This window comes from Azospirillum brasilense (assembly GCF_005222205.1).
Taxonomy (GTDB): domain Bacteria; phylum Pseudomonadota; class Alphaproteobacteria; order Azospirillales; family Azospirillaceae; genus Azospirillum; species Azospirillum brasilense_G.
In genome coordinates this window covers 1503674-1526454 of sequence record NZ_CP032345.1, presented here as the reverse complement: position 1 = coordinate 1526454, position 22781 = coordinate 1503674, and the positions used below count along the sequence as shown (strand labels likewise).

General features: G+C 69.9%; 22 protein-coding genes. 12 read left to right on the top strand and 10 right to left on the bottom strand.

Annotation, left to right across the window (positions count from 1 at the left end; genetic code table 11):
- Nucleotides 1–26: 26 nt before the first annotated feature.
- Entirely contained in the window at nt 27–1217 is a 1191-nt protein-coding gene (locus D3869_RS07405) for a penicillin-binding protein activator (RefSeq protein WP_137139524.1), read from the bottom strand.
- Here D3869_RS07405 and rsmI point away from each other — a divergent pair.
- The 4 genes from rsmI to gshB are packed head-to-tail and all read left to right on the top strand — an operon-like array spanning nt 1211 to nt 4376.
- The gene (gene rsmI, locus D3869_RS07400; RefSeq protein WP_432613399.1) at nt 1211–2152 is read left to right on the top strand and encodes a 16S rRNA (cytidine(1402)-2'-O)-methyltransferase; all 942 of its coding nucleotides are present in this window, start codon (nt 1211–1213) and stop codon (nt 2150–2152) included. The two genes, D3869_RS07405 and rsmI, sit on opposite strands and share 7 nt — an antisense overlap.
- Nucleotides 2149–2517, top strand: a complete 369-nt coding sequence (locus tag D3869_RS07395; protein ID WP_114861151.1) for a YraN family protein — start codon at nt 2149–2151, stop codon at nt 2515–2517. The genes rsmI and D3869_RS07395 overlap by 4 nt, the downstream gene beginning before the upstream one ends.
- A gap of 33 nt (nt 2518–2550) precedes the next feature.
- Nucleotides 2551–3384: a SirB1 family protein gene (locus tag D3869_RS07390; RefSeq protein WP_137139522.1), complete on the top strand. Its 834-nt coding sequence runs from the start codon at nt 2551–2553 to the stop codon at nt 3382–3384.
- Between the two features lie 35 nt (nt 3385–3419).
- Nucleotides 3420–4376, top strand: coding sequence for a glutathione synthase (gene gshB / locus D3869_RS07385; protein WP_137139521.1), 957 nt, complete (start codon nt 3420–3422; stop codon nt 4374–4376).
- A gap of 34 nt (nt 4377–4410) precedes the next feature.
- Here gshB and D3869_RS07380 read toward each other — a convergent pair whose 3' ends face one another.
- Nucleotides 4411–5304: an SDR family oxidoreductase gene (locus tag D3869_RS07380; RefSeq protein ID WP_137139520.1), complete on the bottom strand. Its 894-nt coding sequence runs from the start codon at nt 5302–5304 to the stop codon at nt 4411–4413.
- A 110-nt stretch (nt 5305–5414) separates the two neighbouring features.
- Between D3869_RS07380 and D3869_RS07375 the strand changes: the two genes are divergently transcribed.
- On the top strand, nt 5415–6254 hold the full coding sequence (locus tag D3869_RS07375) for a helix-turn-helix transcriptional regulator (RefSeq protein WP_137139519.1): 840 nt from the start codon (nt 5415–5417) through the stop codon (nt 6252–6254).
- A 4-nt stretch (nt 6255–6258) separates the two neighbouring features.
- Here the strand turns inward: D3869_RS07375 and D3869_RS07370 are convergent, their stop codons facing one another.
- The 5 genes from D3869_RS07370 to rph form a co-directional block, all read right to left on the bottom strand.
- Complete coding sequence (locus D3869_RS07370) at nt 6259–6765, bottom strand: dihydrofolate reductase (RefSeq protein ID WP_137139518.1); 507 nt, start codon at nt 6763–6765, stop codon at nt 6259–6261.
- A gap of 33 nt (nt 6766–6798) precedes the next feature.
- Entirely contained in the window at nt 6799–8490 is a 1692-nt protein-coding gene (locus D3869_RS07365; protein ID WP_137139517.1) for a methyl-accepting chemotaxis protein, read from the bottom strand.
- Nucleotides 8491–8678: 188 nt separating this feature from the next.
- Nucleotides 8679–9845: a radical SAM family heme chaperone HemW gene (gene hemW, locus D3869_RS07360; RefSeq protein ID WP_137139516.1), complete on the bottom strand. Its 1167-nt coding sequence runs from the start codon at nt 9843–9845 to the stop codon at nt 8679–8681.
- Complete coding sequence (gene rdgB, locus D3869_RS07355; protein ID WP_137139515.1) at nt 9833–10435, bottom strand: RdgB/HAM1 family non-canonical purine NTP pyrophosphatase; 603 nt, start codon at nt 10433–10435, stop codon at nt 9833–9835. Before rdgB ends, hemW begins: the two co-directional genes overlap by 13 nt.
- A gap of 147 nt (nt 10436–10582) precedes the next feature.
- Nucleotides 10583–11302: a ribonuclease PH gene (gene rph, locus D3869_RS07350; RefSeq protein WP_137139514.1), complete on the bottom strand. Its 720-nt coding sequence runs from the start codon at nt 11300–11302 to the stop codon at nt 10583–10585.
- Between the two features lie 164 nt (nt 11303–11466).
- On the opposite strand from rph, the gene hrcA reads away from it, so the two are divergent.
- The 3 genes from hrcA to D3869_RS07335 all read left to right on the top strand — a co-directional run bounded on the left by hrcA (nt 11467) and on the right by D3869_RS07335 (nt 13828).
- On the top strand, nt 11467–12507 hold the full coding sequence (hrcA, locus tag D3869_RS07345; protein ID WP_035670634.1) for a heat-inducible transcriptional repressor HrcA: 1041 nt from the start codon (nt 11467–11469) through the stop codon (nt 12505–12507).
- 63 nt (nt 12508–12570) lie between these two features.
- Entirely contained in the window at nt 12571–13194 is a 624-nt protein-coding gene (gene grpE, locus D3869_RS07340; protein ID WP_137139513.1) for a nucleotide exchange factor GrpE, read from the top strand.
- Nucleotides 13195–13462: 268 nt separating this feature from the next.
- Entirely contained in the window at nt 13463–13828 is a 366-nt protein-coding gene (locus D3869_RS07335; RefSeq protein WP_014239024.1) for a response regulator, read from the top strand.
- A 34-nt stretch (nt 13829–13862) separates the two neighbouring features.
- Here the strand turns inward: D3869_RS07335 and D3869_RS07330 are convergent, their stop codons facing one another.
- The gene (locus D3869_RS07330; protein WP_137139512.1) at nt 13863–14744 is read right to left on the bottom strand and encodes a DUF1848 domain-containing protein; all 882 of its coding nucleotides are present in this window, start codon (nt 14742–14744) and stop codon (nt 13863–13865) included.
- A gap of 94 nt (nt 14745–14838) precedes the next feature.
- Here D3869_RS07330 and D3869_RS07325 point away from each other — a divergent pair, with 94 nt between their 5' ends.
- Nucleotides 14839–15354 carry a hypothetical protein gene (locus D3869_RS07325; RefSeq protein WP_137139511.1) on the top strand — a complete coding sequence of 172 codons (516 nt, stop codon included), beginning with the start codon at nt 14839–14841 and terminating at the stop codon, nt 15352–15354.
- Nucleotides 15355–15554: 200 nt separating this feature from the next.
- Here D3869_RS07325 and D3869_RS07320 read toward each other — a convergent pair whose 3' ends face one another.
- Complete coding sequence (locus D3869_RS07320) at nt 15555–15758, bottom strand: hypothetical protein (protein ID WP_014239027.1); 204 nt, start codon at nt 15756–15758, stop codon at nt 15555–15557.
- A gap of 298 nt (nt 15759–16056) precedes the next feature.
- Here D3869_RS07320 and dnaK point away from each other — a divergent pair, with 298 nt between their 5' ends.
- The 3 genes from dnaK (at nt 16057) to D3869_RS07305 (ending at nt 20951) form a co-directional block, all read left to right on the top strand.
- Nucleotides 16057–18228, top strand: coding sequence for a molecular chaperone DnaK (gene dnaK, locus D3869_RS07315; protein WP_349017868.1), 2172 nt, complete (start codon nt 16057–16059; stop codon nt 18226–18228).
- Nucleotides 18229–18389: 161 nt separating this feature from the next.
- The gene (gene dnaJ, locus D3869_RS07310; protein ID WP_137139509.1) at nt 18390–19532 is read left to right on the top strand and encodes a molecular chaperone DnaJ; all 1143 of its coding nucleotides are present in this window, start codon (nt 18390–18392) and stop codon (nt 19530–19532) included.
- Nucleotides 19533–19823: 291 nt separating this feature from the next.
- Complete coding sequence (locus D3869_RS07305) at nt 19824–20951, top strand: diguanylate cyclase (RefSeq protein WP_137139508.1); 1128 nt, start codon at nt 19824–19826, stop codon at nt 20949–20951.
- Nucleotides 20952–20978: 27 nt separating this feature from the next.
- On the opposite strand, the gene D3869_RS07300 is transcribed toward D3869_RS07305, so the two are convergent.
- Entirely contained in the window at nt 20979–22592 is a 1614-nt protein-coding gene (locus tag D3869_RS07300) for a response regulator (protein WP_137139507.1), read from the bottom strand.
- Nucleotides 22593–22781 lie beyond the last annotated feature (189 nt).

Here is a 22781-nt window from a genome sequence, read left to right as displayed (position 1 = left end):
CGTGGTTGGAAATTACCGCTCCGGCCTCACTGCCCCAGCACTTCGAAGCTGGACGGGGCGGGATCGATCACGCGGGGGCCGCTGGGGGTGACCTCCAGGACGGCCAGACCGCGTTCCACGACGCCGTCCGCGCGCAGGCGGAAGACGCCGTCCATGCCTTCGAAGCCGTTGGGGTTGTTCAGCGCCGCGCGGTCGAAGCGGCCCGACGCGTCGGGCATCTTGGCCAGCACGGCGGCAATCGCCGTGGCGTCGTAGGACAGGGTGGCGATGCGCGGCGGCTTGCGCCCGTAGGTCCTTTCGAAACGCGCCTCGAAGTCGGCGCGGCTCTGCGGGGACGGGGCGGCGAACCAGGCGCCGGCCAGGGCGGGTTCCTGGCCCAGGCCGGGCTCGTCCCACAGGCCGGTGCCGAGCAGCTTGACCTGCTGGGTGTTGAGCCCGTTGGCAGACAGCGCCGACGCCAGCCCCTGGGCGCGCGGCCCGCCTTCGGCCAGCATGACCGCCTGCGGCTGCACGCCGGCCTGAGTCACCTGCCGGGCCGGCTGGGCGAGGTCGGTCACCGCCGGGTCGTAGCGCTCGACCTGCGCCACCTGCCCGCCGAACTGGCGCGAGGCCGCCTGCACGGCGTTGACCACGGCGTCGCCATAGGCGGTGCGCGGGGCCAGCGCGACGTAGCGCGTGGCGCCGCGCGAGCGGGCGAAGCCGACCACGCGGGTCACCTGATCGGCGGGCACGAAGCCCAGCACGTAGGTGCCGTTGCCGGCCTGGGTCCAGTCGTTGGTGAAGGCCAGAACGTCCACGCCCGCGGACTGGGCGACCGGCTTCACCGCCGCCACGTCGGCGGCGAACAGCGGGCCGAGGATCAGGCTCGCCCCCTCGGCGATCGCCTGCCGGGCCGCGTCGGCAGCACCGGTGGGCGTGCCCTTGGTGTCGCGGGGCAGCAGCTCGAACCGGTCGCCGGCCAGATCGAACAGCGCCATCTGCGCCGACTCCAGCATGGCCTGCCCGATGGCGGCGCTGGACCCGGACAGCGGCAGCAGGATCGCCACCTTCAAGGTCTGCGGGGCGGCCGGAACGGCGGCGACGGGCGCTTGCGGCGCTTGAGTCGGCGGCGCCGGGGCCTTTACAGTCGAGCAGGCCGAAAGCGTGCCGACAACCAACAGGGCGGCGGCAGCCCGCTGCCCCCAAGCGCGCGAGAAAGGTGTCGTCAAGCGTGCCACCAACGATCTCCACATCCGGTCCGGCGCCCGAGCCCGTTTCCGGGCCCGGCGTCTCTGGTGACGCTGAAGGTAGCGAGCCGAGGGCCGCAAGTAAACTCGGCGCCGGCCTTTATGTGGTCGCCACCCCCATCGGCAACGCCGCCGACATCACGCTGCGCGCGCTCGACACGCTGCGCCGCGCCGACGCCATCGCCTGCGAGGACACGCGGGTGACGGCGAAGCTGATGGGCATTCATGGCATCCACACGCCCTTCGTCTCCTATCATGAACACAACGCGGCAAAGATGCGTCCGGTCCTGATCGGCCGCATGAAAGCGGGCGAAGCCATCGCGCTGGTCACCGACGCCGGCACGCCGCTGGTCTCCGACCCCGGCTACAAGCTGGTGCGGGAATGCGTGGCGGAGGGGGTGGCGGTCACCACGCTGCCCGGCGCCTCCGCCCCGCTGGCGGCGCTGGTGCTGTCCGGCCTGCCGACCGACCGCTTCCTGTTCGCCGGCTTCCTGCCCAACAAGAGCAGCGCGCGGCGCGCCGCCGCCGGGGAGCTGAAGGGCGTTCCAGCCACGCTGGTCTTCTTCGAGTCGCCGCAGCGCCTGCCCGAGTCGCTGGCCGACCTCGCCGACATCCTCGGCGCGCGGGAGGCCGCGGTGGCGCGGGAGCTGACCAAGCTCTACGAGGAGGTGCGGCGCGGCACCCTGCCGGAGCTGGCCGCCCACTACGCCGAGGCCGGCCCGCCGAAGGGCGAGGTCGTGCTGGTCATCGGCCCGCCCGGCGAGGAGGCCACCCCGACCGAGGCCGACGTCGACGCCCTGCTGCGCGAGGCGCTGACCCGCCTGTCGGTCCGCGACGCCGCCGCCGACGTGGCCGCCCGCACCGGCCAGAACAAGCGGACCGTCTACGCCCGCGCGCTGGAGCTGTCGCGGGAGGGGAAACCATGAGCGCGCCGGGCGCGCTGCGCCGCCGGGCCGAGAATTACGGCCGCTACGCCGAGCAGCTCTGCCGGCTGGCGCTGCGGCTGAAGGGTTACCGCATCCTGGAAAGCCGCCTGCGCACACCCATGGGAGAGATCGACATCGTGGCCCGGCGGGGCGACACTCTGGCGATCGTCGAGGTCAAGGCCCGCGGCGACTGGGACACCGCGAACGAGGCGGTCAACGCCCGCCAGCGGGGCCGCCTCGCCCGCGCCGCCCACGCCTATCTGGGGGCCAACCCCCAGTATGCCGGCTATGTCTTGCGCTTCGACGTCATGCTCGTTACCCCTTGGTCCTGGCCGCGCCACGTCCCGGACGCGTGGCGAGCCTGACGCGAAGGCTGATGAAGAGGAAGGACGCCGCCCGTGACCAGCCGCGCCGAGGCCCGTGACATCCTGCGCCGCGTGGGGCAGCAGCCGGACGAGCAGATCGATCTGGCCGAAGCCGCCCTGGCGCTGGGCGCGCTGGAGGTGCCGGGCGCCGCGCTGGCCGACTACCGCCGTCACCTCGCCGACATTGCCCACGATCTGGCGGAACGCGTCTCGCCCACCCTCGACGGGCTGGAGGCCCGCATCTCCTGGCTGCACGAGGTCATCGTGGAGCGCCACGGCTACGCCGGCGACCAGGACACCTACGACGACCTGCAGAACGCCAACCTGCTCCGCGTCATCGACCGCCGCCGCGGCCTGCCGGTGGCGCTGGGCATCCTGTATCTGCACGCCGCCCGCTCGCAGGGCTGGACGATGCTGGGGCTGAACTTCCCCGGCCATTTCCTGGTGCGGCTGGAGGCCGACGGCGCCCGCGCCATCCTCGACCCCTTCAACGAGGGGCAGGTGCGCACCGCCGTGGACCTGCGCGACCTGCTGAAGGCCACCGCCGGCAGCGCCGCGGAGCTGGAGCCCGGCCATTACCAGACGGTGTCCAACCGCGAGATTTTGTTGAGGCTCCAGAACAACATCAAGCTGCGCCACCTCTCCGCCCGTGACGTGCCGCGCGCGCTGGATGTGCTGGAGGCGATGCGGCTTTTCGCCCCGGCCGAGGCGTCGCTGTGGCGGGAGACCGGGCTTCTGGAGGCCCACAACGGCAACCTCGCCGCCGCCATCGCCGCGCTGGAAACCTTCCTGGAGCTGACCGCCAGCGAACGGCACCGCCATCAGGTCGCCGCGCTGATCCAGCAGCTCAAGAACCAACTGAACTGACCCCACTTCAAAAGCCCGTTTCGGAGACCCGCAGGATGAGCCTCGCCGTCGCCTTCCAGATGGACCCCATCGAGTCCATCAACATCGACACCGACTCGAGCTTCATGATGGCGCTTGAGGCGCAGAAGCGCGGGCACACGCTCTACCACTACCACCCGCGCGACCTCAGCCTGACCGGCAACGTCCTGACCGCCCGCGTGCGCGAGATGACCGTGGTCCGCAAGAAGGGCGCCCACTACACGCTGGGCGAGCCGCGGATCGTCGACCTGTCGACCATGGATGTGGTGCTGATGCGCCAGGACCCGCCCTTCGACATGGCCTACATCACCGCCACCCACATGCTGGAGCACATCCAGCCCAAGGTGCTGGTGCTGAACGACCCGGCGGAGGTGCGCAACGCGCCGGAGAAGCTGTTCGTCACCCATTTCCCCGACCTGATGCCGCCGACGCTGATCACCAGCGACAAGCAGGCCGTCCTCGACTTCCGGGCGCAGCACAAGGACATCATCGTCAAGCCGCTGTTCGGCAACGGCGGGGCCGGCGTCTTCCACCTGAAGCCGGACGACGAGAATTTGGGCTCGCTGCTGGAACTCTTCACCCAGCTCTACCGCGAGCCGGTGATCGTCCAGAAGTATCTGCCGGAGATCCGCCAGGGCGACAAGCGCATCATCCTGATCGACGGCGAGCCCGCCGGCGCGGTCAGCCGCATGCCCCAGGAGGGCGAGGCCCGCGCCAACTTCCACGCCGGCGGCAGCGCCAAGAAGACGGAGCTGACCCCGCGCGAGCAGGAGATCTGCAAGGCCATCGGCCCGGTGCTGCGCGCGAAGGGGCTGGTCTTCGTCGGGATCGACGTGATCGGCGACTACATGACCGAGATCAACGTGACTTCGCCCACCGGCATCCAGGAGATCAACCGGCTCGACGGGTCGGCGCTGGAGGCCACCCTGTGGGACGCCATCGAGCGCCGCCACCGGGACAACAAGGGGGCCTGAGGGCGGAAGCCCTCAGCACCCCCCCGCCGGCCGGTCAGTCCGTGAAGTAGCCGGGCTGGCCGAGGTCGGCGACGAGGCCGGTCTCGCGCGGCTCCCACCCCAGCAGGGCGCGGGTGTGGGCGCTGGAGGTCGGGCAGTCGATCCCCGCGAAGAAGGCGAACCACCCGAAATGGGCGGCCGCCTCCTCCGGCGTCTTCGGCACCACCGGCAGGCCCAGCCGCGCGCCGATGGCTTCGGCAACGCGGCGCAGCGGCACGCCCTCCTCGGCGATGGCGTGGAACGGGCCGCCCTGGGCGCCGGCCTCCAGGGCCAGCCGGTACAGCCGCGCCGCATCGCGGCGGTGCACCGCCGGCCAACGGTTCCCACCGTCGCCGATGAAGGCCGAGACTCCCGTCCGGCGGGCGATGTCGTGCAGGATGCGCGCGAAGCCGTGGTCGCCGACGCCGTGGGTCGAAGGCGGCAGGCGCACGACGCCGACCCGGACGCCGCGGGCGGCCAGTTCCTCCGCGGCGAGTTCGGTGCGGCGGGGCAGGGCGTCAGTCGGTGGCCGGTGCGGATCGCTCTCGACCACCACCGGCCCGCGCGCGGCCACGACCGCGCCGGCCGTCACCAGCAGGGGGCGGTCGCTGCCCTCCAGTGCTTCGCCCAGCGCCAGGATCGCCCGGTGGTCCTCCCGGCAGTTTTCGGCGAAGCGCGAAAAATCATGGTTGAAGGCGGTGTGGATCACGCCGTCGGCCGTGGAGGCCCCGGCGCGCAGGCTCTCCAGGTCGTCGAGGGAGCCGCGGTGGACCTCCGCCCCAACCGCGGCAAGGGCCGCCGCCGCCGCGTCGGAGCGGGCGAGGCCGAGAACTTGGTGCCCGTTGGCGAGCAATTCCTGGACGATGGCCGAGCCGACGAAGCCGGTGGCGCCGGTGACGAAGACGCGCATGGGGAAACCTCTTCCGATCAGGGTCGGACGCCACTGTCGGCAAGGGGCTTATCCTGGTAAAGTCGTGACGTTATCGGGGTATAATGACCAACAGGACGGGCCGGCGCGTCATGGCGGAGAACGGAACCGGGCACTATGGTCACGGCGAAAGCCGGCTGGGCGCTTATCTGAAGGACCGCCGGGCGAAGCTCGATCCCGCGGCCTTCGGCTTTTCCGCGGAGCGTCGGCGCACCCGCGGCCTGCGCCGCGAGGAGGTCGCCCAGCGCGCCAACATCAGCACCACCTGGTACACTTGGCTGGAGCAGGGGCGCGGCGGAGCGCCGTCCGCCGACGTGCTGGAGCGCATCGCCCGCGCCCTGATGCTCACCGACGCCGAGCGCGAGCATCTCTTCCTTCTCGGCCTCAACCGCTTGCCGACGGTGCGTTATCCGGTGGGGGAGGCGGTCACGCCGCGCCTGCAGCGGGTGCTGGACGCGCTGAACCCCAGCCCCGCTTTGATCAAGACGGCGACCTGGGACGTCGTCGCCTGGAACCGCGCCGCCGCCGCGGTGCTGACCGATTACGGCGCGCTGCCGGCGGCCCAGCGCAACATCCTGCGGCTCATCTTCTGCGACCCGCGCGTGCGGGCCGCCCAGTTCGATTGGGAGGGCGTGGCGCGGTTCGTCGTCGGCGCCTTCCGCGCCGATACGGCGCGCGCCGGTGCCGCCGAGGCGGTGAAAGCCCTGGTCGAGGATCTGTCGCGCCAGAGTCCCGAATTCGCCGCCCTGTGGACCGCGAACGACGTGAGCCATTTCGGGGAGGGGATCAAGCGCCTGCGCCATCCCACGCTGGGCACGCTGGAGCTGGAATATTCGGCCTTCGCCGTGGACGGGCGCCCAGACCTGACGATGCTCGTCTACAACCCGGCGTCTCCGGAGGACGCCGAGCGGGTGCGGGCGCTGCTGGCCTGACCCGTCACGGGCCGGCGCTGACAGGGCGCCGTACGAGGTCCAGGTACCGGTAATCCAGCCCGTTTTCGCTCAACAACGGGCCGCGCTCCGTCTCCACCCACTCCGGCCCCAGCGGCGGCATGACGGTGTCGCCTTCCACATCCCGCTCCACGCGGGTCAGGTGGACGATGTCGGCGAGCGGCAGGGTTTCGCGGAACAGCGCGGCGCCGCCGATCACGCCGACCTCCGGGACGCCGCGGCCGCGGCACCAGTCCAGCGCCGCTTCGAGGCCGCCGAACCAGCGCGCCCCGTCCCGCTCACCCGGCGGGACGCTGCGGCTGACCACCAGATTGTCGCGGCCGGGCAGGGGCTTGCGGGGCAGCGACTCCCAGGTGCGCCGGCCCATCAGGACCGGCTTGCCCATCGTCAGCTCCCGGAAGCGCTTCAGGTCGCCGGGCAGGGACCAGGGCAGGGTGCCGTCGCGGCCGATCACGCCGTTGCGCGCCGCGGCCACCACCAGACTGATGCGCATCCCAACCCCTTTCCCTGCCGGTTCGCCCCCACCTTACGCCGCGCGGAGCTGCTGGAGGAAGCCCCCGACCTCGCGGTGCAGCGTGTCGAGCTGATGGCCGAGCTGGCGCGACATCTCCAACACGTCGCGGGCGGTGGCGCCGCTCCGGGTCGCGGCACCGGTGACGCCGGTGATGTTGGCCGACACCTCCTGCGTGCCGCCCGCCGCTTCCTGGACGTTGCGGCTGATCTCGCGGGTCGCCGCCCCCTGCTCCTCGACCGCGGAGGCGATGGAGGTGGCGATCTCGTTCACCCGCAGGATCACCTGGGTCACGCCCTGGATCTCGCCGACCGCGTCGCCGGTCACCGTCTGGATGTTGGCGACCTGGGCGGCGATCTCCTCGGTGGCCTTGGCGGTCTGGTTGGCCAGCGCCTTGACCTCGCTCGCCACCACGGCGAAGCCCTTGCCGGCCTCGCCGGCGCGGGCCGCCTCGATGGTCGCGTTCAGCGCCAGAAGGTTGGTCTGGCTGGCGATGTCGTTGATGAGCTGGACGACCGCGCCGATCTTCTGCACCGCCTCGGCCAGCCCGCCGACCTTGTCGTTGGCCCGCCCGCTGAGGGTCACCGCCTCGCCGGCGATGCGCGACGACTCGGCGACCTGACGGCTGATCTCCTGGATCGAGCCGGCCAGCTCCTCCGACGCGGCGGCCACGGTCTGCACATTGGCGGAGGTCTGCTCCGTCGCCGCGGCGACCGAGGTCGCCAGCTCGTCGGTCTGGGCGGCGGCGCGGTTCATCTCGGCCGCGCGCTCCTCCATCGTCGCCGCCGCGTCGGACACGGTGCGGACGACGGCGCCGATGCTCTGCTCGAAGCTGGCGGCCAGCGCCAGCATGGCGCGGCGCTTCTCCTCCTCGGCGCGCTGGGCCGACGCGGCCTGCTCGGCCTCCAGCCGCTGCTTGTCGCGGGCGTTGGTCTGGAAGACCAGCACGGCCTTGGCCATGGCGCCGATCTCATCGCCGCGCTCGGCCTCCGGAAAGCGGGTGGACAGGTCGCCGTCGGCCAGCGAGCGCATCTTGGCGCCCAGCCCGCGCAGCACCCCGCTGATGTCGGTGCCGACCCAGGCGATCAGGCCGATGGCCGGCACCGCCAGGACCAGGATGACCGCGGCCAGCGTCCACAGCTGCTCCAGGAAGGCGGTGCGGATGTCGTCGATGAAGATGCCGGTGCCGATGAAGATGTTCCACGGTTCGAAGCCGCGGACATAGCCCAGCTTCACCGCCAAGTCGCTGCCGCCGACCGTGCGCGGCCAGTCGTATTCCAGCAGGCCGTCGCCGGTGGCGCGGACCATGCGGATGAACTCCACGATCATATGGACGCCGTTGGCCGACTTCAGCGGCTTGACGTCGGCGCCGATCAGCTTCGCGTTGACGTGGGCGAAGCCGTAGCCGTCCATGGTGTGGGCGAAGAGATACTCCTTGCCGCCGGCGTAGCGGATGCCGGCCACCGCGGCCTTGAAGCGGGCCTGCGCCTCTTCGCGGGTGATCTTGCCGGCGGCGGCGTCCGCCTCCAGCGTGGTGGCCAGGGTGACCCCGGTTTCCACGATGCTGTGCAGCGTCTCCAGCCGGTCGGCGTGCATGCGGCTGTAATTGAGATAAAGGCCAGCGCCGGCGATGGCGAAGGATGCGACCGAAGCCGCGACGACGAGCGCCCACAGCTTGGCCCGAATGGAAAGCTTCGTGAGGGTCATGGGATGTCTGCCTGAAACTGTCTGCCCTTTCCCGCGTCCCGGCAAGCGACGGTTGTTTGCCCTTGTCTTAACCGGGACCCCAAGGATGGCCGACAGTCACAGGAAACTTATAAACGGACGTATAAGAATGCGGGGCGCCCCGGGCACTGGGCGCCTTTGTCACACCACGTTTCCGGGTATTGGCGCGGTCAGGCCAGAAGAGCCCCCAGCACGGCGTTCAACCGCTGCCGCCCCTCGTGCGTGGCGCGCAACGTGTCCTTGCCGACCTCCAGGAATCCGCCGGCCACCAGACGCTCCAGCGCCGCGGGATCGACCAGCCCGTCGAGGTCGCGGCCCGTCTCCTCGACCAGCCGGGCGCGGGCCACCCCCTCGCGCAGGCGCAGCCCCATCATCATCAGCTCCGACCCGCGCGACTCGCGGGCGACCGGTTCGGGCGCGGCGGCGCCGTGGCCGTCGCGCTCCACCCGCTCCAGCCAGATTTCCGGGGCGCGGTGGGCGCGGGTGGCGAATTTCTCGCCGTCCAGGGTCAGCCGGCCATGGGCGCCGGGACCGACGCCGACGTAATCGCCGTAGCGCCAGTAGGTCAGGTTGTGGCGGCTCTCCTCGCCGGGCCGGGCGTGGTTGGAGATCTCGTAGGCGGGCAGCCCGGCGCGGTCGAGCAGGCTCTGCGTCGCCTCGTAGAGGTCGCCGGCCAGATCCTCGTCGGGCAGCACCAGATCGCCCCGCGCGTGCAGGGGGAAGAAGGCCGTGCCCTCCTCGATGGTCAGCTGATAGACCGACAGGTGACCGACCGCATGGTCCAGCGCGCGGGTCAGCTCCGCCTCCCACGCCGCGACGGACTGGCCGGGGCGGGCGTAGATCAGGTCGAAGCTGAAGCGGGGGAAGGTGCTGGCGGCCAGCGCGATGGCGCCGGTCGCCTCCGCCGCGCTGTGCTGGCGGCCGAGGAACCTCAGAGCGGCGTCGTCCAGCGCCTGGATGCCCATCGACAGCCGATTGACCCCGGCGGCGCGGAAGGCGCGGAACTTGTCCGCCTCGACCGAGGTCGGGTTGGCCTCCAGCGACACCTCCAGGTCGTCGCCCACCGTCCAGCGGGCGGCGATGCGCTCCAGCACCGCGCCGACCGTCGCCGGCTCCATCAGCGACGGCGTGCCGCCCCCGAAGAAGACCGAGGTGACCCGGCGGCCGGGCGTTGCGTCCGCGTAATGATCCAGCTCCCGCACCAGCGCGGCGCGCCAGCGGCCATGCTCGACCCGGTCGCGGACGTGGCTGTTGAAGTCGCAGTACGGGCACTTCGCCTTGCAGAAGGGCCAGTGGATGTAGATCCCGAAGCCAGGATCAGGAATCACTTGAAGCATCGCTCCACAAGCTGGCGGAAGGCGTCGGCCCGGTGGCTCATCTCGTGCTTCCTGGCCGGGTCCATCTCGCCGAAGGTGATGTCGTAGCCATCCGGTTTGAACATCGGATCGTAACCGAAACCATGCGCGCCGCGCGGCGGCCAGACCAGCGTGCCGGGGCAGCGGCCTTCCACCGTCTCGACATGGCCGTCCGGCCAGGCGAGCGACAGGGCGCAGACGAACCAGGCGCTGCGGTCGGTCTGGCCCTTCAGCCCGTCCTCGACCTTGCCCATGGCCATCTGGAAGTCCTTGCCCGGACCGGCCCAGCGAGCGGAGTAGATGCCCGGATCGCCGTTCAGCGCCGGCACCACCATCCCGCTGTCGTCGGCCAGCGCGACATGGCCGGCCTTGGCGGCGGCCAGGGCCTTCAGCTCGGCGTTCTCAATGAAGGTGGTGCCCGTCTCCTCCGGCTCCGGCAGGCCAAGCTCGCCCGCGGACACGAAGGAGGCGGCGTAGGGGCCGAGCAGCGCCGCGATCTCGCGGACCTTGCCCTTGTTGTGGCTGGCGATCACCAGCGTGCCGCCCGTGAAGCGGCGGGGAGGCGTGGTCATGGGAGGGTTCCTTCTGTCACAAACCGTTGCCCCCACCCTGACCCTCCCCCGCTCTCGCAGGGGAGGGGAAATCGGCCCTCCCCTGCGAGAGCGGGGGAGGGAGGGACCCGCGAAGCGGGAGGGTGGGGGCAATCCGCAACCGCGCCTTTACTTCACCGCGATCGCCGCCTTCTGCAAGGCCACCAGCTCGTTGATGCCCTTGCGGGCGAGCGCCAGCAACTCCATGAACTGCGACTCGGCGAAGGGGCGCTCCTCGGCGGTGCCCTGGACCTCGACGATGCCGCCGTTGCCGGTCAGCACGAAGTTGGCGTCGGCCTGCGCGGTCGAATCCTCGGCGTAGTCGAGGTCCAGCACGCTGGCGTCCTTGTAGATGCCGCAGGAGACGGCGGCCACATGGTCGGTCAGCGGCATGGTCTTGAGCGCGCCGATCTGCATCAGATGCTGGAAGGCCAGATGCAGGGCGACGAAGCTGCCGGTGATGGCGGCGGTGCGGGTGCCGCCGTCGGCCTGGATGACGTCGCAGTCGATCTTGATCTGCTTCTCGCCCATGGCGGCGCGGTCGGTGACGGCGCGCAGCGCGCGGCCGATCAGGCGCTGAATCTCCTGGGTGCGGCCCGACTGCTTGCCCTTGGCGGCCTCGCGGTCGGTGCGGCTGTGGGTGGAGCGCGGCAGCATGCCGTATTCGGCGGTGACCCAGCCGAGGCCGGTGTTCTTCAGGAAGCGGGGAACGCCCTCGTCCACGCTGGCGGTGCACAGGACGTGCGTGTCGCCGAACCGCACCAGGCAGGACCCCTCGGCGTGCTTGCTGAAATGGGGCTCAAGGGAAATGGTGCGCAACTGGTCGTGGGCGCGGCCGGAGGGACGCATCGGGCATGATCCGCGAATCTGTTGAAATCGGCGGCAAGCTAGCGCCCGATGCCCCCGCCGTCCAGCGCGCAACCGGGGCGCACGTTGATTCGGCGGTGACACCTGCCTAAATTCGGGACGCCCCTTTCCGTGCCCCAACAGCATCGTCCGGTCCCCGCCCCGCCATGATCACCGAGCTGAACCAACGGTCCCGCGAGATCTTCCGGCTGATCGTCGACGCCTATGTGGCGACCGGCGAGCCGGTGGGCTCGCGCACGATCTCGCGGAGGCTCGGCATGGCCCTGTCGCCCGCGACCATCCGCAACGTCATGGCCGACCTGGAGGAGCAAGGGCTGCTCTACGCCCCCCACACCTCCGCCGGCCGCATCCCGACCGAGGCGGGGCTGCGCCTGTTCGTCAACGGCCTGCTGGAGATCGGCAGCCTGAGCGAGGACGAGCGCGGCTCCATCGAGGCGAAATGCGCCTCCTCCGGGCGGTCGCTGCAGGACGTGCTGGGCGAGGCGTCCACCCTGCTGTCCGGCCTGTCGCACTGCGCCGGGCTGGTGGTGGCGCCGAAGACCGACCGGCCGCTGAAGCACATCGAGTTCGTCTCGCTGGCCCCCGGCCGCGCGCTGGTCGTGCTGGTCAACGAGGACGGGCTGGTCGAGAACCGCGTCATCGAGGTGCCGGTGGGCGTGCCCGCCGCGACGCTGCAGATGGTGTCGAACTTCCTCAGCGCGAAGCTGGTCGGCCGCACGCTGGACGAGGCGCGGCAGGCCGTGCTGCGCGAGATCGAGGACCAGAAGACCGAGCTGGACGAATTGTCGCAGCGCGTGGTCTCCGCCGGACTCGCCACCTGGGCGGGCAGCGGCGGGCAGAACAGCGGCCAGCTCATCGTGCGCGGCCAGGCGAAGCTGCTGGAGGACGTCACCGCCCTGTCGGACCTGGAGCGCGTGCGCGCCCTGTTCGAGGCGCTGGAGACCAAGGAGACCATGCTGCGCCTGCTCGACGCCACCGGGAAGGGCGACGGGGTGCAGATCTTCATCGGCGCGGAGAATGTGCTGTTCGGCCATTCCGGCTGTTCGCTGATCATCTCGCCGTTCCAGAACAGCCGCGAGCAGGTGATCGGGGCCATCGGCGTGATCGGCCCGACCCGCATCAATTATGCCCGGATCATCCCGCTTGTGGATTATACAGCCAAGGTCATCAGCCGCCTTGTCGGGTGACGACGGCTTGGCAACGCTTCCACCCACCACCAGACGACGACCAGAGACGACAACGAGAGAGCCATGAGCGAAGAGCAGAACAAGCCCGCCGAAGCCGAGGTGGAGCAGACCGAAGCCGTCCAGGACAAGGCCGCCCAAGAGAAGGCCGCCCAGGACAAGGCCGCGGACGCCGGTGCCGGGGATCGCGTGGCCCAGCTTGAGGCCGAGGTCGCCAGCCTGAAGGACCAGCTCCTGCGCCAGATGGCCGAGGTGGAGAACACCCGCCGCCGCGCCCAGCGCGACCGCGAGGACGCCAGCAAGTTCGCCGTGTCCAGCTTCGCCAAGGAACTGGTGACGGTGGCCGACAACCTGCGCCGCGCGCTGGAGGCCGTCCCCGCCGAGGGCCGCGAGAACGACGACGTGCTGAAGGGCCTCTCCGTTGGTGTGGAAGCGACGGAGCGCCAGCTCATCTCCGCCTTCGAGCGTGCGGGCATCAAGAAGATCGACCCGACCGGCGAACTGTTCGACCCGAACTTCCATCAGGTGATGTTCGAGATCGACAACACCGGCAAGCCCGCCGGCACCGTCGTGCAGGTGCTCCAGCCCGGCTACACCATCCACGGCCGCCTGCTGCGCGAGGCCATGGTGGGCGTTGCCAAGGCCGGTCCTCACGAGATGGGCGGCCAGCACGTCGATACGAAAGCCTGACCGTTCTCCGGACGGATGGCCTGGCCTCCCTCGGGACGGCAGGCGGCACGTCTCTTGCGGCGGCGCGGCGGCATGGTCCGGCGCGCCGCTTTTTTTCGTGCTGCCGCCTCACGAAGGGCATCCGCCCGCGATCCTTTGCGTACCGAAGGGCTTGCGCCGGGAGAGTCCTTCGCCTATTCGCATCGGAACCCCGGTTCGCGTCGGGGAGTCTCGCGGCGCCCCAGGAATTGCCCATTCCGGGCGGCCGCTCATTCAGGGAACCGGACCCGTGGCCAAGACCATTCTGACCGTCGACGACTCCAAGACCATCCGCGACATGGTCGCCTTCACGCTGCGCAACGCCGGCTACGGCGTCACCGAGGCGGCGGACGGCACCGCCGGTCTGGCGGAGGTCAACCGGCAGAAGTTCGACTGCATCATCACCGACCTGAACATGCCGGGCATGGACGGTCTGGCCCTGACCCGGGCCATCCGCGGCAGCGCGCTCAACCGCGCCACCCCCGTCCTGCTGCTGACCACCGAGGCCGACCCCGCCAAGAAGACCGCCGGCCGCGAGGCCGGGGCCACCGGCTGGCTGGTCAAGCCCTTCAACCCGGACAAGCTGGTCGAGACCGTGAAGAAGGTCTGCCCGTAACCGGGAAGGCGCCGAGACGGCGGGCTGGGGAGCCTTACCCCTCCCGTTCCCTCGAGAACAGGAACTCCCCCGCCGGGTCGTGGGCGGCGAAGCGCCGCTGCGCGGTGGCGCGATTGGCGACGGCGTAGCAGTAGACGCAGCCGTGCGGGCAAGTGTCGTAATCCCCGATGTCGCGGCTTTCCGCGCACAGGCAGCCCGGCCGATTGCCCTTTTCCCTGGCGGCGACGGGCCGCCCGGCGACGTCGGACAGCCGTTGCGCGTCGACGCAGCGGGCCGGCGCCGTGCCGGGAACACCGGCCAGTTCCGGCTGGGTGCACAGCGTCAGCGCCATGCCATGGTCCGCGGCGATGGCGGCGAGATCGGCCAGCAGGGCGCGCTTCTTCTCCGGGTCCGGGTCGCGCCAGGGCACGCCGGCGGCGTCCAGGTTGCGCGCCGTCTTGCGGTAGGGCTGGAGGAAGGACACCACCGCCTCGTCGGACAGGCCGCGCATCCGGCCGGCCAGCCGGGCGAAGGTCTCGCGGTGCCAGGACGGCGGCGTGGCGTCTGCCGTCACGATGGGGTCGTAGCGCCAGACGGCGGCGCGCGGCCCCCAGCGGTCGCGCAACCGGGCCATATGCTCCACCGCGCGCTCCGCGTCGGGGACGGAGCGTTCCAGAGCGGCCGGCAGGCCGGTGATGCTGTACTGGACGACGAAGGGAAAGCCGCGCTCCGACACCTCCTCCAGCGCCGGCAGGAAGGGGCCGAGATTCTTGGTCCAAAAGACGAAGCCGTCGACCACCGCGCGGGTCAGCCCGACCCGGTAGGTCTGGCCGCCGTAGGGGTTGACCATGCGGCAGTGCCCGGCCTCCAGCCGGTTCAGGAACCAGCGCCCGTAGAAGGCGGGGATGTCCGTCTTGTAGCTGGCGGAAATGATCATCGCCGAACCATGGTGGCTCGGTGGGCCGCGATCAAGGCTGGATTCGCCGGCGCTTCGGCCTAAAGTGCCGTCACAGGATCTAGGGGAGAATGCCGTGACGGGCGGACAGGACGGCCACAGCGTTGGCAACGATGCGGGCCACAGCGTGGAATGGGAAGGGGTGGTGCGGTTCCGGCTGCCGGACGGCTGGCGCCCGGAGGTGGAGGAGCATGAGGGCCACGCCGTGGCCGCCTTCCACCCGCCGACCCCGGCGGGAGGCGTGCTGCGGCTGGTCACCGACCGGGTGGCGCCGAAGGACGGGCCGGACGGCGCCGTGGCGGTGCTGCGCGAGATGGCGCTGCGCTTCGTGCGCCCCGACGACCAGCGCGCCAGCGACCGCATCGTCGAGCCCTGGGGCGACGACGGTGTCCTGGCCCAGGCGGTGATGATGACGGAGGAGGACGGCGGCACCGACGCCCATTATCTCTGGCTGGTCGGGGCGGAGCGGGACGGCAAGGCGGCGGCGGCCATGTTCAGCTACCGCCTGCCCATGGTCATGGACGGGGACGAGTCCTGCGCCGACACGCTGGCCCTGCTCGACGGGGCGATCCGCGCGGCGGAGATCCTGTAAGGGCTTCGGGACGCGTCCGGAAACAGGAAAGCCGCCCCGTCGAGGGCGGCTTTTTCGTTTCCGGCCTAGTGTCCGGCCTCGTGTCCGGCCTGATTGGTCGGGCGCGGCGTCCCCGGCGTTCCCGCGCCGGTTCGGACGCCCACCCGCTCAGGCGGCCAGGGTGCCGGCGGTCGGGGTGCCGGCGGTCGGGGTGCCAGCGGTCAGCAATGGCCGGCGCCGCCGGACATCAAGGCCTTCAACTGCGCCGCCTTCGGATCAAAGGCCATGGCCGCCTCCTCCGCCGCCAGGGCGGCGAGGCTGATGAAGCGCGCCAGATCGTCCAGGTCGCACTTCGTCGCGTCGTCCATAAGGCTGTCGAGGCAGGACTTGATGGCCAGAGCCATGTCGCGCCGTTCATCCATCATCTTGATCCCCCTATGGAATGCTGCACACGGTCCCGCTTCGGAAAGCCATACCTGCGAGCAAGAGCGGCCCCCTTACCACCGAGGGATATATCATATTTCCTTCGATTCTCCACTATTAGAATCTTCGGACAACAAAGAAACAAGGCAACCGGCAATTGATTGTGCGCAATAATGCACACCATTACTTGTTAATGAAAAGTTAACATGGCTGGGTTGCGGGGGTTTTGCTTGTGTTAAAGCCCTGTAACAGAGCGCTTCCGGGGCATTGGGGCGGCGAAGGAGGTTGGCTGCACGCCTTATGCTTCTGAATACCCCGGTATTCACTTGCGGCGCGAAGCCGCAGGCGCGACGATATGTCCCGGCGTGCACGCCACCTTTTGGTCTTTTGACGGTTGGCGGAATGACCAGGACGTTGCAGCCCGAAACGCACCTGCCTATATCTCCGGCGACAGACGTGAATCCACCCAACCGTTCCACCGACCCCAAGGGGATCGCGGCGGTGCCGGACCAAACGGGCCGCCACGCATCTGCCGAACAACAGAGGCTGAACATGAGCAAAGTCATTGGCATCGACCTCGGCACCACGAACTCCTGCGTGGCCGTCATGGAAGGCTCCAGCGCCAAGGTGATCGAGAACGCCGAAGGCACGCGCACCACGCCCTCCATGGTCGCCTTCGCGCAGAACGCGGAGCGTCTGGTCGGCCAGCCGGCCAAGCGTCAGGCGGTGACGAACCCCGAGAACACCCTCTTCGCGATCAAGCGTCTGATCGGCCGCCGCTACGACGATCCGCTGACCAAGAAGGACCAGGGCCTCGTCCCCTACAAGATCATTCCCGGCGACAACGGCGACGCCTGGGTGGAAGCCGTCGGCAAGAAGTACAGCCCGTCGCAGATCAGCGCCTTCATCCTGCAGAAGATGAAGGAGACGGCGGAGAACTATCTGGGCGAGAAGGTGACCCAGGCGGTCATCACCGTCCCGGCCTACTTCAACGACAGCCAGCGCCAGGCGACCAAGGACGCCGGCAAGATCGCCGGCCTGGAAGTGCTGCGCATCATCAACGAGCCGACGGCGGCCGCGCTCGCCTACGGCATGGAGAAGAAGGGCGCCGGCACCATCGCCGTGTACGATCTCGGCGGCGGCACCTTCGACGTCTCCGTGCTGGAGATCGGCGACGGCGTGTTCGAGGTGAAGTCGACCAACGGCGACACCTTCCTCGGCGGTGAGGACTTCGACGCCCGCATCATCGACTACCTCGCCGACGAGTTCCAGAAGGAGCAGGGCATCGACCTGCGCAAGGACCGTCTGGCCCTGCAGCGCCTGAAGGAAGCCGCCGAGAAGGCGAAGATCGAGCTGTCCTCGGCCATGCAGACCGAGGTCAACCTGCCCTTCATCACCGCCGACCAGTCCGGCCCGAAGCACCTCAACGTCAAGCTGACCCGCGCCAAGCTGGAAGCCCTGGTGGACGAGCTGGTCCAGCGCACGATCGAGCCCTGCAAGGCCGCCCTGCGCGACGCCGGCCTGAAGGCCAACGAGATCGACGAGGTGATCCTGGTCGGCGGCATGACCCGCATGCCCAAGGTCATCGAGGCGGTGAAGCAGTTCTTCGGCCGTGAGCCGCACCGCGGCGTGAACCCGGACGAGGTGGTCGCCATCGGCGCCGCCATCCAGGGCGGCGTGCTGAAGGGCGAGGTCAAGGACGTCCTGCTGCTCGACGTGACCCCGCTGTCGCTGGGCATCGAGACGCTGGGCGGCGTGTTCACCCGCCTGATCGACCGCAACACGACGATCCCGACCAAGAAGTCCCAGACCTTCTCGACCGCCGAGGACAACCAGAACGCGGTGACCATCCGCGTCTTCCAGGGCGAGCGCGAGATGGCGGCGGACAACAAGCTGCTCGGCCAGTTCGACCTTGTCGGCATCCCGCCGGCCCCGCGCGGCGTGCCGCAGGTCGAGGTGACCTTCGACATCGACGCCAACGGCATCGTCAGCGTCACGGCGAAGGACAAGGCCACCGGCAAGGAGCAGCAGATTCGCATCCAGGCGTCGGGCGGCCTGTCGGACGCCGACATCAACAAGATGGTGAAGGACGCCGAGGCCCACGCCGCCGACGACAAGAAGCGGCGCGAGTTGGTGGACGCCCGCAACCACGCGGACGCCCTGATCCACACGACCGAGCGGACGATCAAGGAGAACGGCGACAAGATCCCCGCCGCCGACAAGACCGCCGCGGAGGCCGCCGTGGCCGAGCTGAAGTCGGTCATGGACGGTGAGGATCTGGAGGCCGTGAAGGCGAAGACCGAGGCTCTGGCCCAGGTGTCGATGAAGCTGGGCGAGGCCATGTACAAGGCCGGCCAGGGCGAGGCCCCGGGCGCCGGTGCCGCCGGTGCGGCGGGCGGCGCCCCGAACGAGCCGGGCGTGGTCGACGCCGACTTCGAGGAAGTGGACGACGACAAGAAGAAGTCGGCCTAAGCGTTCGGAACCGGAGGCAATCGTTGGGCAGCCGCCCGTTGCCTCCGGTGTCACAGCCGGGAGAACCCGGCGCCATGCAGTATCGTCCGGCCCGTCATCCGTCCTGCGGTGGCGGGCCGGAGATATGATTGGTCTATTGTATGTGAAGGCGGTCGGGGCCCATGGCGAAACAGGACTATTACGAGCTGCTCGGGGTGGCGAAGGGCGCCAGCGCGGACGAGATCAAAAAAGCGTACCGCAAGATGGCGATGCAGTATCACCCGGACCGCAACCAGGGTGACAAGGACGCCGAGCACAAGTTCAAGGAAATCAGCGAAGCCTACGACGTCCTGAAGGACGAGCAGAAGCGCGCGGCCTACGACCGCTTCGGCCACGGCGCCTTCGAGAACGGGCGCGGCGGGGCCGGCGGCTTCGGCGGCTTCGATTTCGGCGGCGGTGGCGGCGGCTTCGCCGACATCTTCGACGAGATGTTCGGGGAATTCATGGGCGGGCGCCGCGGCGGCGGTGCCGCGTCGGGCCGCGGCCAGGATCTGCGCTACAATCTGGAGATCGGGCTGGAGGAGGCCTTCAAGGGCACCACGGCCAACGTCCGCGTCCCCTCCACCGTCGCCTGCGACTCCTGCAGCGGCTCCGGTGCGGCGGCGGGGACCCAGCCGGTCACCTGCCCGACCTGCCAGGGCCACGGCAAGGTGCGCGCCCAGCAGGGCTTCTTCACCATCGAGCGCACCTGCCCGGCCTGCCACGGCCAGGGCCGCGTCATCAAGGACCCCTGCAAGAGCTGCGGCGGCGCCGGGCGCCTGCGCAAGGAGAAGACCCTCCAGGTCAACATCCCCGCGGGCGTGGAGGACGGCACCCGCATCCGTCTGGCCGGCGAGGGCGAGGCGGGGTTGCGCGGCGCGCCGCCGGGCGACCTCTACATCTTCCTGGCCATCGCGCCGCACCCGATCTTCCAGCGCGACGGCGCCAACATCCACTGCCGGGTGCCGATCCCAATGACCACCGCGGCGCTGGGCGGCACGGTGGAGGTGCCGACCATCGAGGGCAGCCGCACCAAGGTGACGGTGCCGCCCGGCACCCAGTCCGGCCACCAGTTCCGCATCAAGGGCAAGGGCATGTCGGTGCTGCGCAGCCAGCAGCGCGGCGACATGTACATCCAGGCCGTCGTCGAGACTCCGGTCAACCTGACCAAGAAGCAGCAGGAGCTTCTGCGCGAGTTCGACAACGCCGGCAAGGAAGGCTCGCACCCGCAGTCCGAAGGCTTCTTCGCCAAGGTGAAGGAGCTTTGGGAAGACCTGAAGGACTGACCGGTTTCCCTTCGTTCCGACCCGTGAAGAAAGCCCGGCCCGCCGCCGGGCTTTTTTTACGCGCACCGCGTTCTTTTGCCCCAGTGGTATGACCACTTCGGCGTTGACAGCGGCGGGCGGCGGGAAGACTGTCCCGGCAAATCACGTACAAATGCGTTGATGCCACAGGCCGCGCCGCATACGCACGTATCCCTGGAAATCACAGCAATTGCCGTTGCCGATGGGGGGCATCGCGTGTATCAACAAGCGCTTAATCTCCTCAGACGGTTCGCGGAGAGGGCATTCCAGGCGGTGAGCGGCGATCTCTCCTTCGAGCAGTTGCGCGACCTGATGCATCCGGGCGGACACACCCCGATCATCCAGCGTCGCCGGGCCGTGCTGATCCATTCCCGTGTCCGCATGGTCGCCGCGGTGTTCGCCGTGCTGACGCCGCTGTGGATCGTCATCGACGTTGTGATCTTCCCCTGGCCGCTCTGGGGCTATCTCGCCGGCCTGCGGCTGGTGTCCAGCTTCGCCTTCGGCGCGCTGGCGCTCGGCTACCGGATCTGCGACGACATGGGCAGCGCGTGGCGGGGGCTGGCCCTGCTGCTGGCGGTGCCGACGGTCTTCTTCCTCGCCTCGCACCCCATGCTGAACGAGGACATGATCGCGGGAAGCGCGCTGGCGGTGGCCGCCGGCTACGCCTTCCTGCCGTTCGTGATGGTGGCGGGGCTCAGCGTCTTCCCGCTGACCGCGCTGGAGGGGCTGGCCTTCGCGACGCCGATGCTGGCGGCCCACATGCTGGCCGGTGTCTACGGCTCGCTGGTCTTCCCGTTCCCTTCCTATCTGGGCGCCCTGTGGCTGCTGGTGCTCATCATGGTGGTGGCGACGCTGGCGGCGATGAGCCAGCTGCACTTCATGATGGCCCTGGTCGATCAGGCGTCGCACGACGGGCTGACCGGCGCCTTCTCCCGCCGCATCGGCGAGGAGCTGCTGCGGCTGCAGTTCGCCCACGCCCAGCGCTCGGACCATCCGCTGTCGGTGATCTTCTTCGACCTGGACAATTTCAAGTCGATCAACGACCGGTTCGGCCACGACCAGGGCGACAAGCAGCTCGGGCGGGCGGCGGAGGCCATACGCGCGATGCTGCGCCAGTCCGACGTGCTGGTCCGCTGGGGCGGGGAGGAGTTCGTGGTCATCATGCCCAACACCTCCCGCGAGGGCGCCCTGACCGCGGTGGAGCGGCTGCACGCGCGGGGGCTGGGCAAGCGCCCGGACGGAACCCCCCAGACCGCCAGCATCGGCCTCGCCGAATACCTCCACGACCGCCCGGTGGACTGGGAAAGGCTGGTCGATCTCGCCGACCAGCGCATGTACGCGGCCAAACAGTCCGGCAAGAACCGCATCGTCGCCGACGACCGGGTCCCCGAACCGGCCTGAGGGCTTCCGTCCGGACTCCGCCGGCCGCTACGCCTCCGGCCCGCCGCGCTCCAGGATGGCGACGAAGGCCTCGACGACCTGCGGGTCGAAATGCCGGCCCGACTCGGCGCGGATCAGATCGACAACCGACGCCAGCTCCCACGCCTCCTTGTAGGGGCGGCGGTGCAGCAGGGCGTCGTAGACGTCGGCGACCGCCACGATGCGGCCCGACAGCGGAATGGCGTCGCCCGCCAGCCCGTGGGGATAGCCGGTGCCGTCGAACTTCTCGTGGTGGCTCTCGGCGATCTCCGCCCCCATCGACAAATAGCTGCGCCCGCCGACCGGGCCGGAAGCGTCGCGCAGGATGCGCCCGCCGATGGTGGCGTGCTCGCGCATCTGGGTGATCTCCTCGGGGTCCAGCTTGCCGGGCTTGCGCAGGATCCGGTCGGGGATGGCGACCTTGCCGACATCGTGCAGCATGCTGGCCAGCCCGATCAGCTCGCAGAACAGGTCGTCCGCGTCGCCCCCGCCGGCGCCCCGTGCCTGGAGTTCCCGCGCGATGGCGGTGGCCCAGCGGCCGATGCGCCGGACATGCTCCCCGGTGACCTCGTCCTTGTATTCGGCCAGCTTGCCCAGGGCGTGCACCGTGGCGACCTGGGCGAGGCGGAGCTGCTCGTAGAGGGACACGTTGTCGAACCCGACCGACATCCGGGAGCAGAAGATCTCCACCAGCCGCCGCTCAACCTCCGGCAGGCCGCCGTGCCCGGTGATGAACAGCGCGCCGGGGCCGGGGCTCTGGGTCTGGAACAGCGCGACGCTGTGGTCGTCGCGGTGCAGGCTGCGGCCCCGGGCGAAGGCGGCGGCGATGTCGGCGCAGGCCGCGCCGGGCAGCACGTCGCCGACCGGCCGGCCCGCGGCGTTGGCGAAGACGCCGGTGCCGCACAGCACCACCGCCTCCCGGAACCGGCCGTCCGGCGCCGGGCCTTTCGGATCGGGCGGCACCGCGCAGAGGAGGGCGCCGGCCGCGCGCGGCAGCAGGGCGGCGACGCGCTCCACCACGCCGGCAGCAAAGCGGTCCATGGAGCGCTGCTCGAACAGGGCGCCGGCGGCGTCGACGATCGTCTCCAGCCCCTGCCGGTTCCGTTCGATCGCGTCGATGTGCTGGTAGGAGCGCAGGGCGGCGACCGTGGTGGTGAACAGCTTCTGGGCCGTCAGCTCGCTCTTGGCCTTGTAGTCGTTGATGTCGTAGTTGACGATCACCTGCCGCTCCGGCGCCTGGCCGGGCTGGCCGGTGCGCAGGATGATGCGGACCCGCCGGTTGCCCAGCACCTCCCGGATGTGGTGGACCAGCCGCAGGCCGGCGTCCTCCGTCTCCATCACCACGTCCAGAAGGACGGCGGCGATGTCGGGATGGTCGCACAGGATCGCCTGGGCCTCGCTCCCCGAATGGGCGGACAGGAAGTGCAGGCGCCGTCCATCGAAGGTCACGTCGTTCAGCACCACGCGGGTGATCGCGTGCACCTCCGGATCGTCGTCGACGATCAGCAGCTTCCACGGGGCGGCGGCAGGGCCGGATTTCGCGGACGACGGGTCCGGAGCGTCCTCGTCGGCGAACAACAGATCGTCGTCATCGTCCTGGCTCCGGCCCTGGATGTCCGACATCGCCGCTCCCCGCCCCGCTCTGCCAAAGCTGCATGGCTACAATTCGATTCTCTTTTTCAACGTTTGTCGCGGTTCGTGTCAACTGCGCTGGCGCCGTCACACACAACTGCAGGCGGAGGGGGGCTGCGACGCGTTGTCTTCCCCCGTTTCGGCTACCGCCAAAGCGCCTGTTCCGGCGCATGTGGAGGG

Excerpts from the sequence above, each read along its gene's own strand:
- hrcA (WP_035670634.1), top strand. The coding sequence starts at position 11,467 with ATGATCACCGAGCTGAACCAACGGTCCCGCGAGATCTTCCGGCTGATC.
- dnaK (WP_349017868.1), top strand. The coding sequence starts at position 16,057 with ATGCTTCTGAATACCCCGGTATTCACTTGCGGCGCGAAGCCGCAGGCG.
- D3869_RS07330 (WP_137139512.1), bottom strand. The coding sequence starts at position 14,744 with ATGATCATTTCCGCCAGCTACAAGACGGACATCCCCGCCTTCTACGGG.
- D3869_RS07300 (WP_137139507.1), bottom strand. The coding sequence starts at position 22,592 with ATGTCGGACATCCAGGGCCGGAGCCAGGACGATGACGACGATCTGTTG.
- gshB (WP_137139521.1), top strand. The coding sequence starts at position 3,420 with ATGAGCCTCGCCGTCGCCTTCCAGATGGACCCCATCGAGTCCATCAAC.
- rdgB (WP_137139515.1), bottom strand. The coding sequence starts at position 10,435 with ATGACCACGCCTCCCCGCCGCTTCACGGGCGGCACGCTGGTGATCGCC.
- grpE (WP_137139513.1), top strand. The coding sequence starts at position 12,571 with ATGAGCGAAGAGCAGAACAAGCCCGCCGAAGCCGAGGTGGAGCAGACC.
- rph (WP_137139514.1), bottom strand. The coding sequence starts at position 11,302 with ATGCGTCCCTCCGGCCGCGCCCACGACCAGTTGCGCACCATTTCCCTT.
- D3869_RS07320 (WP_014239027.1), bottom strand. The coding sequence starts at position 15,758 with ATGATGGATGAACGGCGCGACATGGCTCTGGCCATCAAGTCCTGCCTC.
- D3869_RS07380 (WP_137139520.1), bottom strand. The coding sequence starts at position 5,304 with ATGCGCGTCTTCGTCACCGGCGCCACCGGCTTCGTCGGCTCGGCCATC.
- D3869_RS07395 (WP_114861151.1), top strand. The coding sequence starts at position 2,149 with ATGAGCGCGCCGGGCGCGCTGCGCCGCCGGGCCGAGAATTACGGCCGC.
- D3869_RS07375 (WP_137139519.1), top strand. The coding sequence starts at position 5,415 with ATGGCGGAGAACGGAACCGGGCACTATGGTCACGGCGAAAGCCGGCTG.
- D3869_RS07370 (WP_137139518.1), bottom strand. The coding sequence starts at position 6,765 with ATGCGCATCAGTCTGGTGGTGGCCGCGGCGCGCAACGGCGTGATCGGC.
- D3869_RS07365 (WP_137139517.1), bottom strand. The coding sequence starts at position 8,490 with ATGACCCTCACGAAGCTTTCCATTCGGGCCAAGCTGTGGGCGCTCGTC.
- dnaJ (WP_137139509.1), top strand. The coding sequence starts at position 18,390 with ATGGCGAAACAGGACTATTACGAGCTGCTCGGGGTGGCGAAGGGCGCC.
- hemW (WP_137139516.1), bottom strand. The coding sequence starts at position 9,845 with ATGCTTCAAGTGATTCCTGATCCTGGCTTCGGGATCTACATCCACTGG.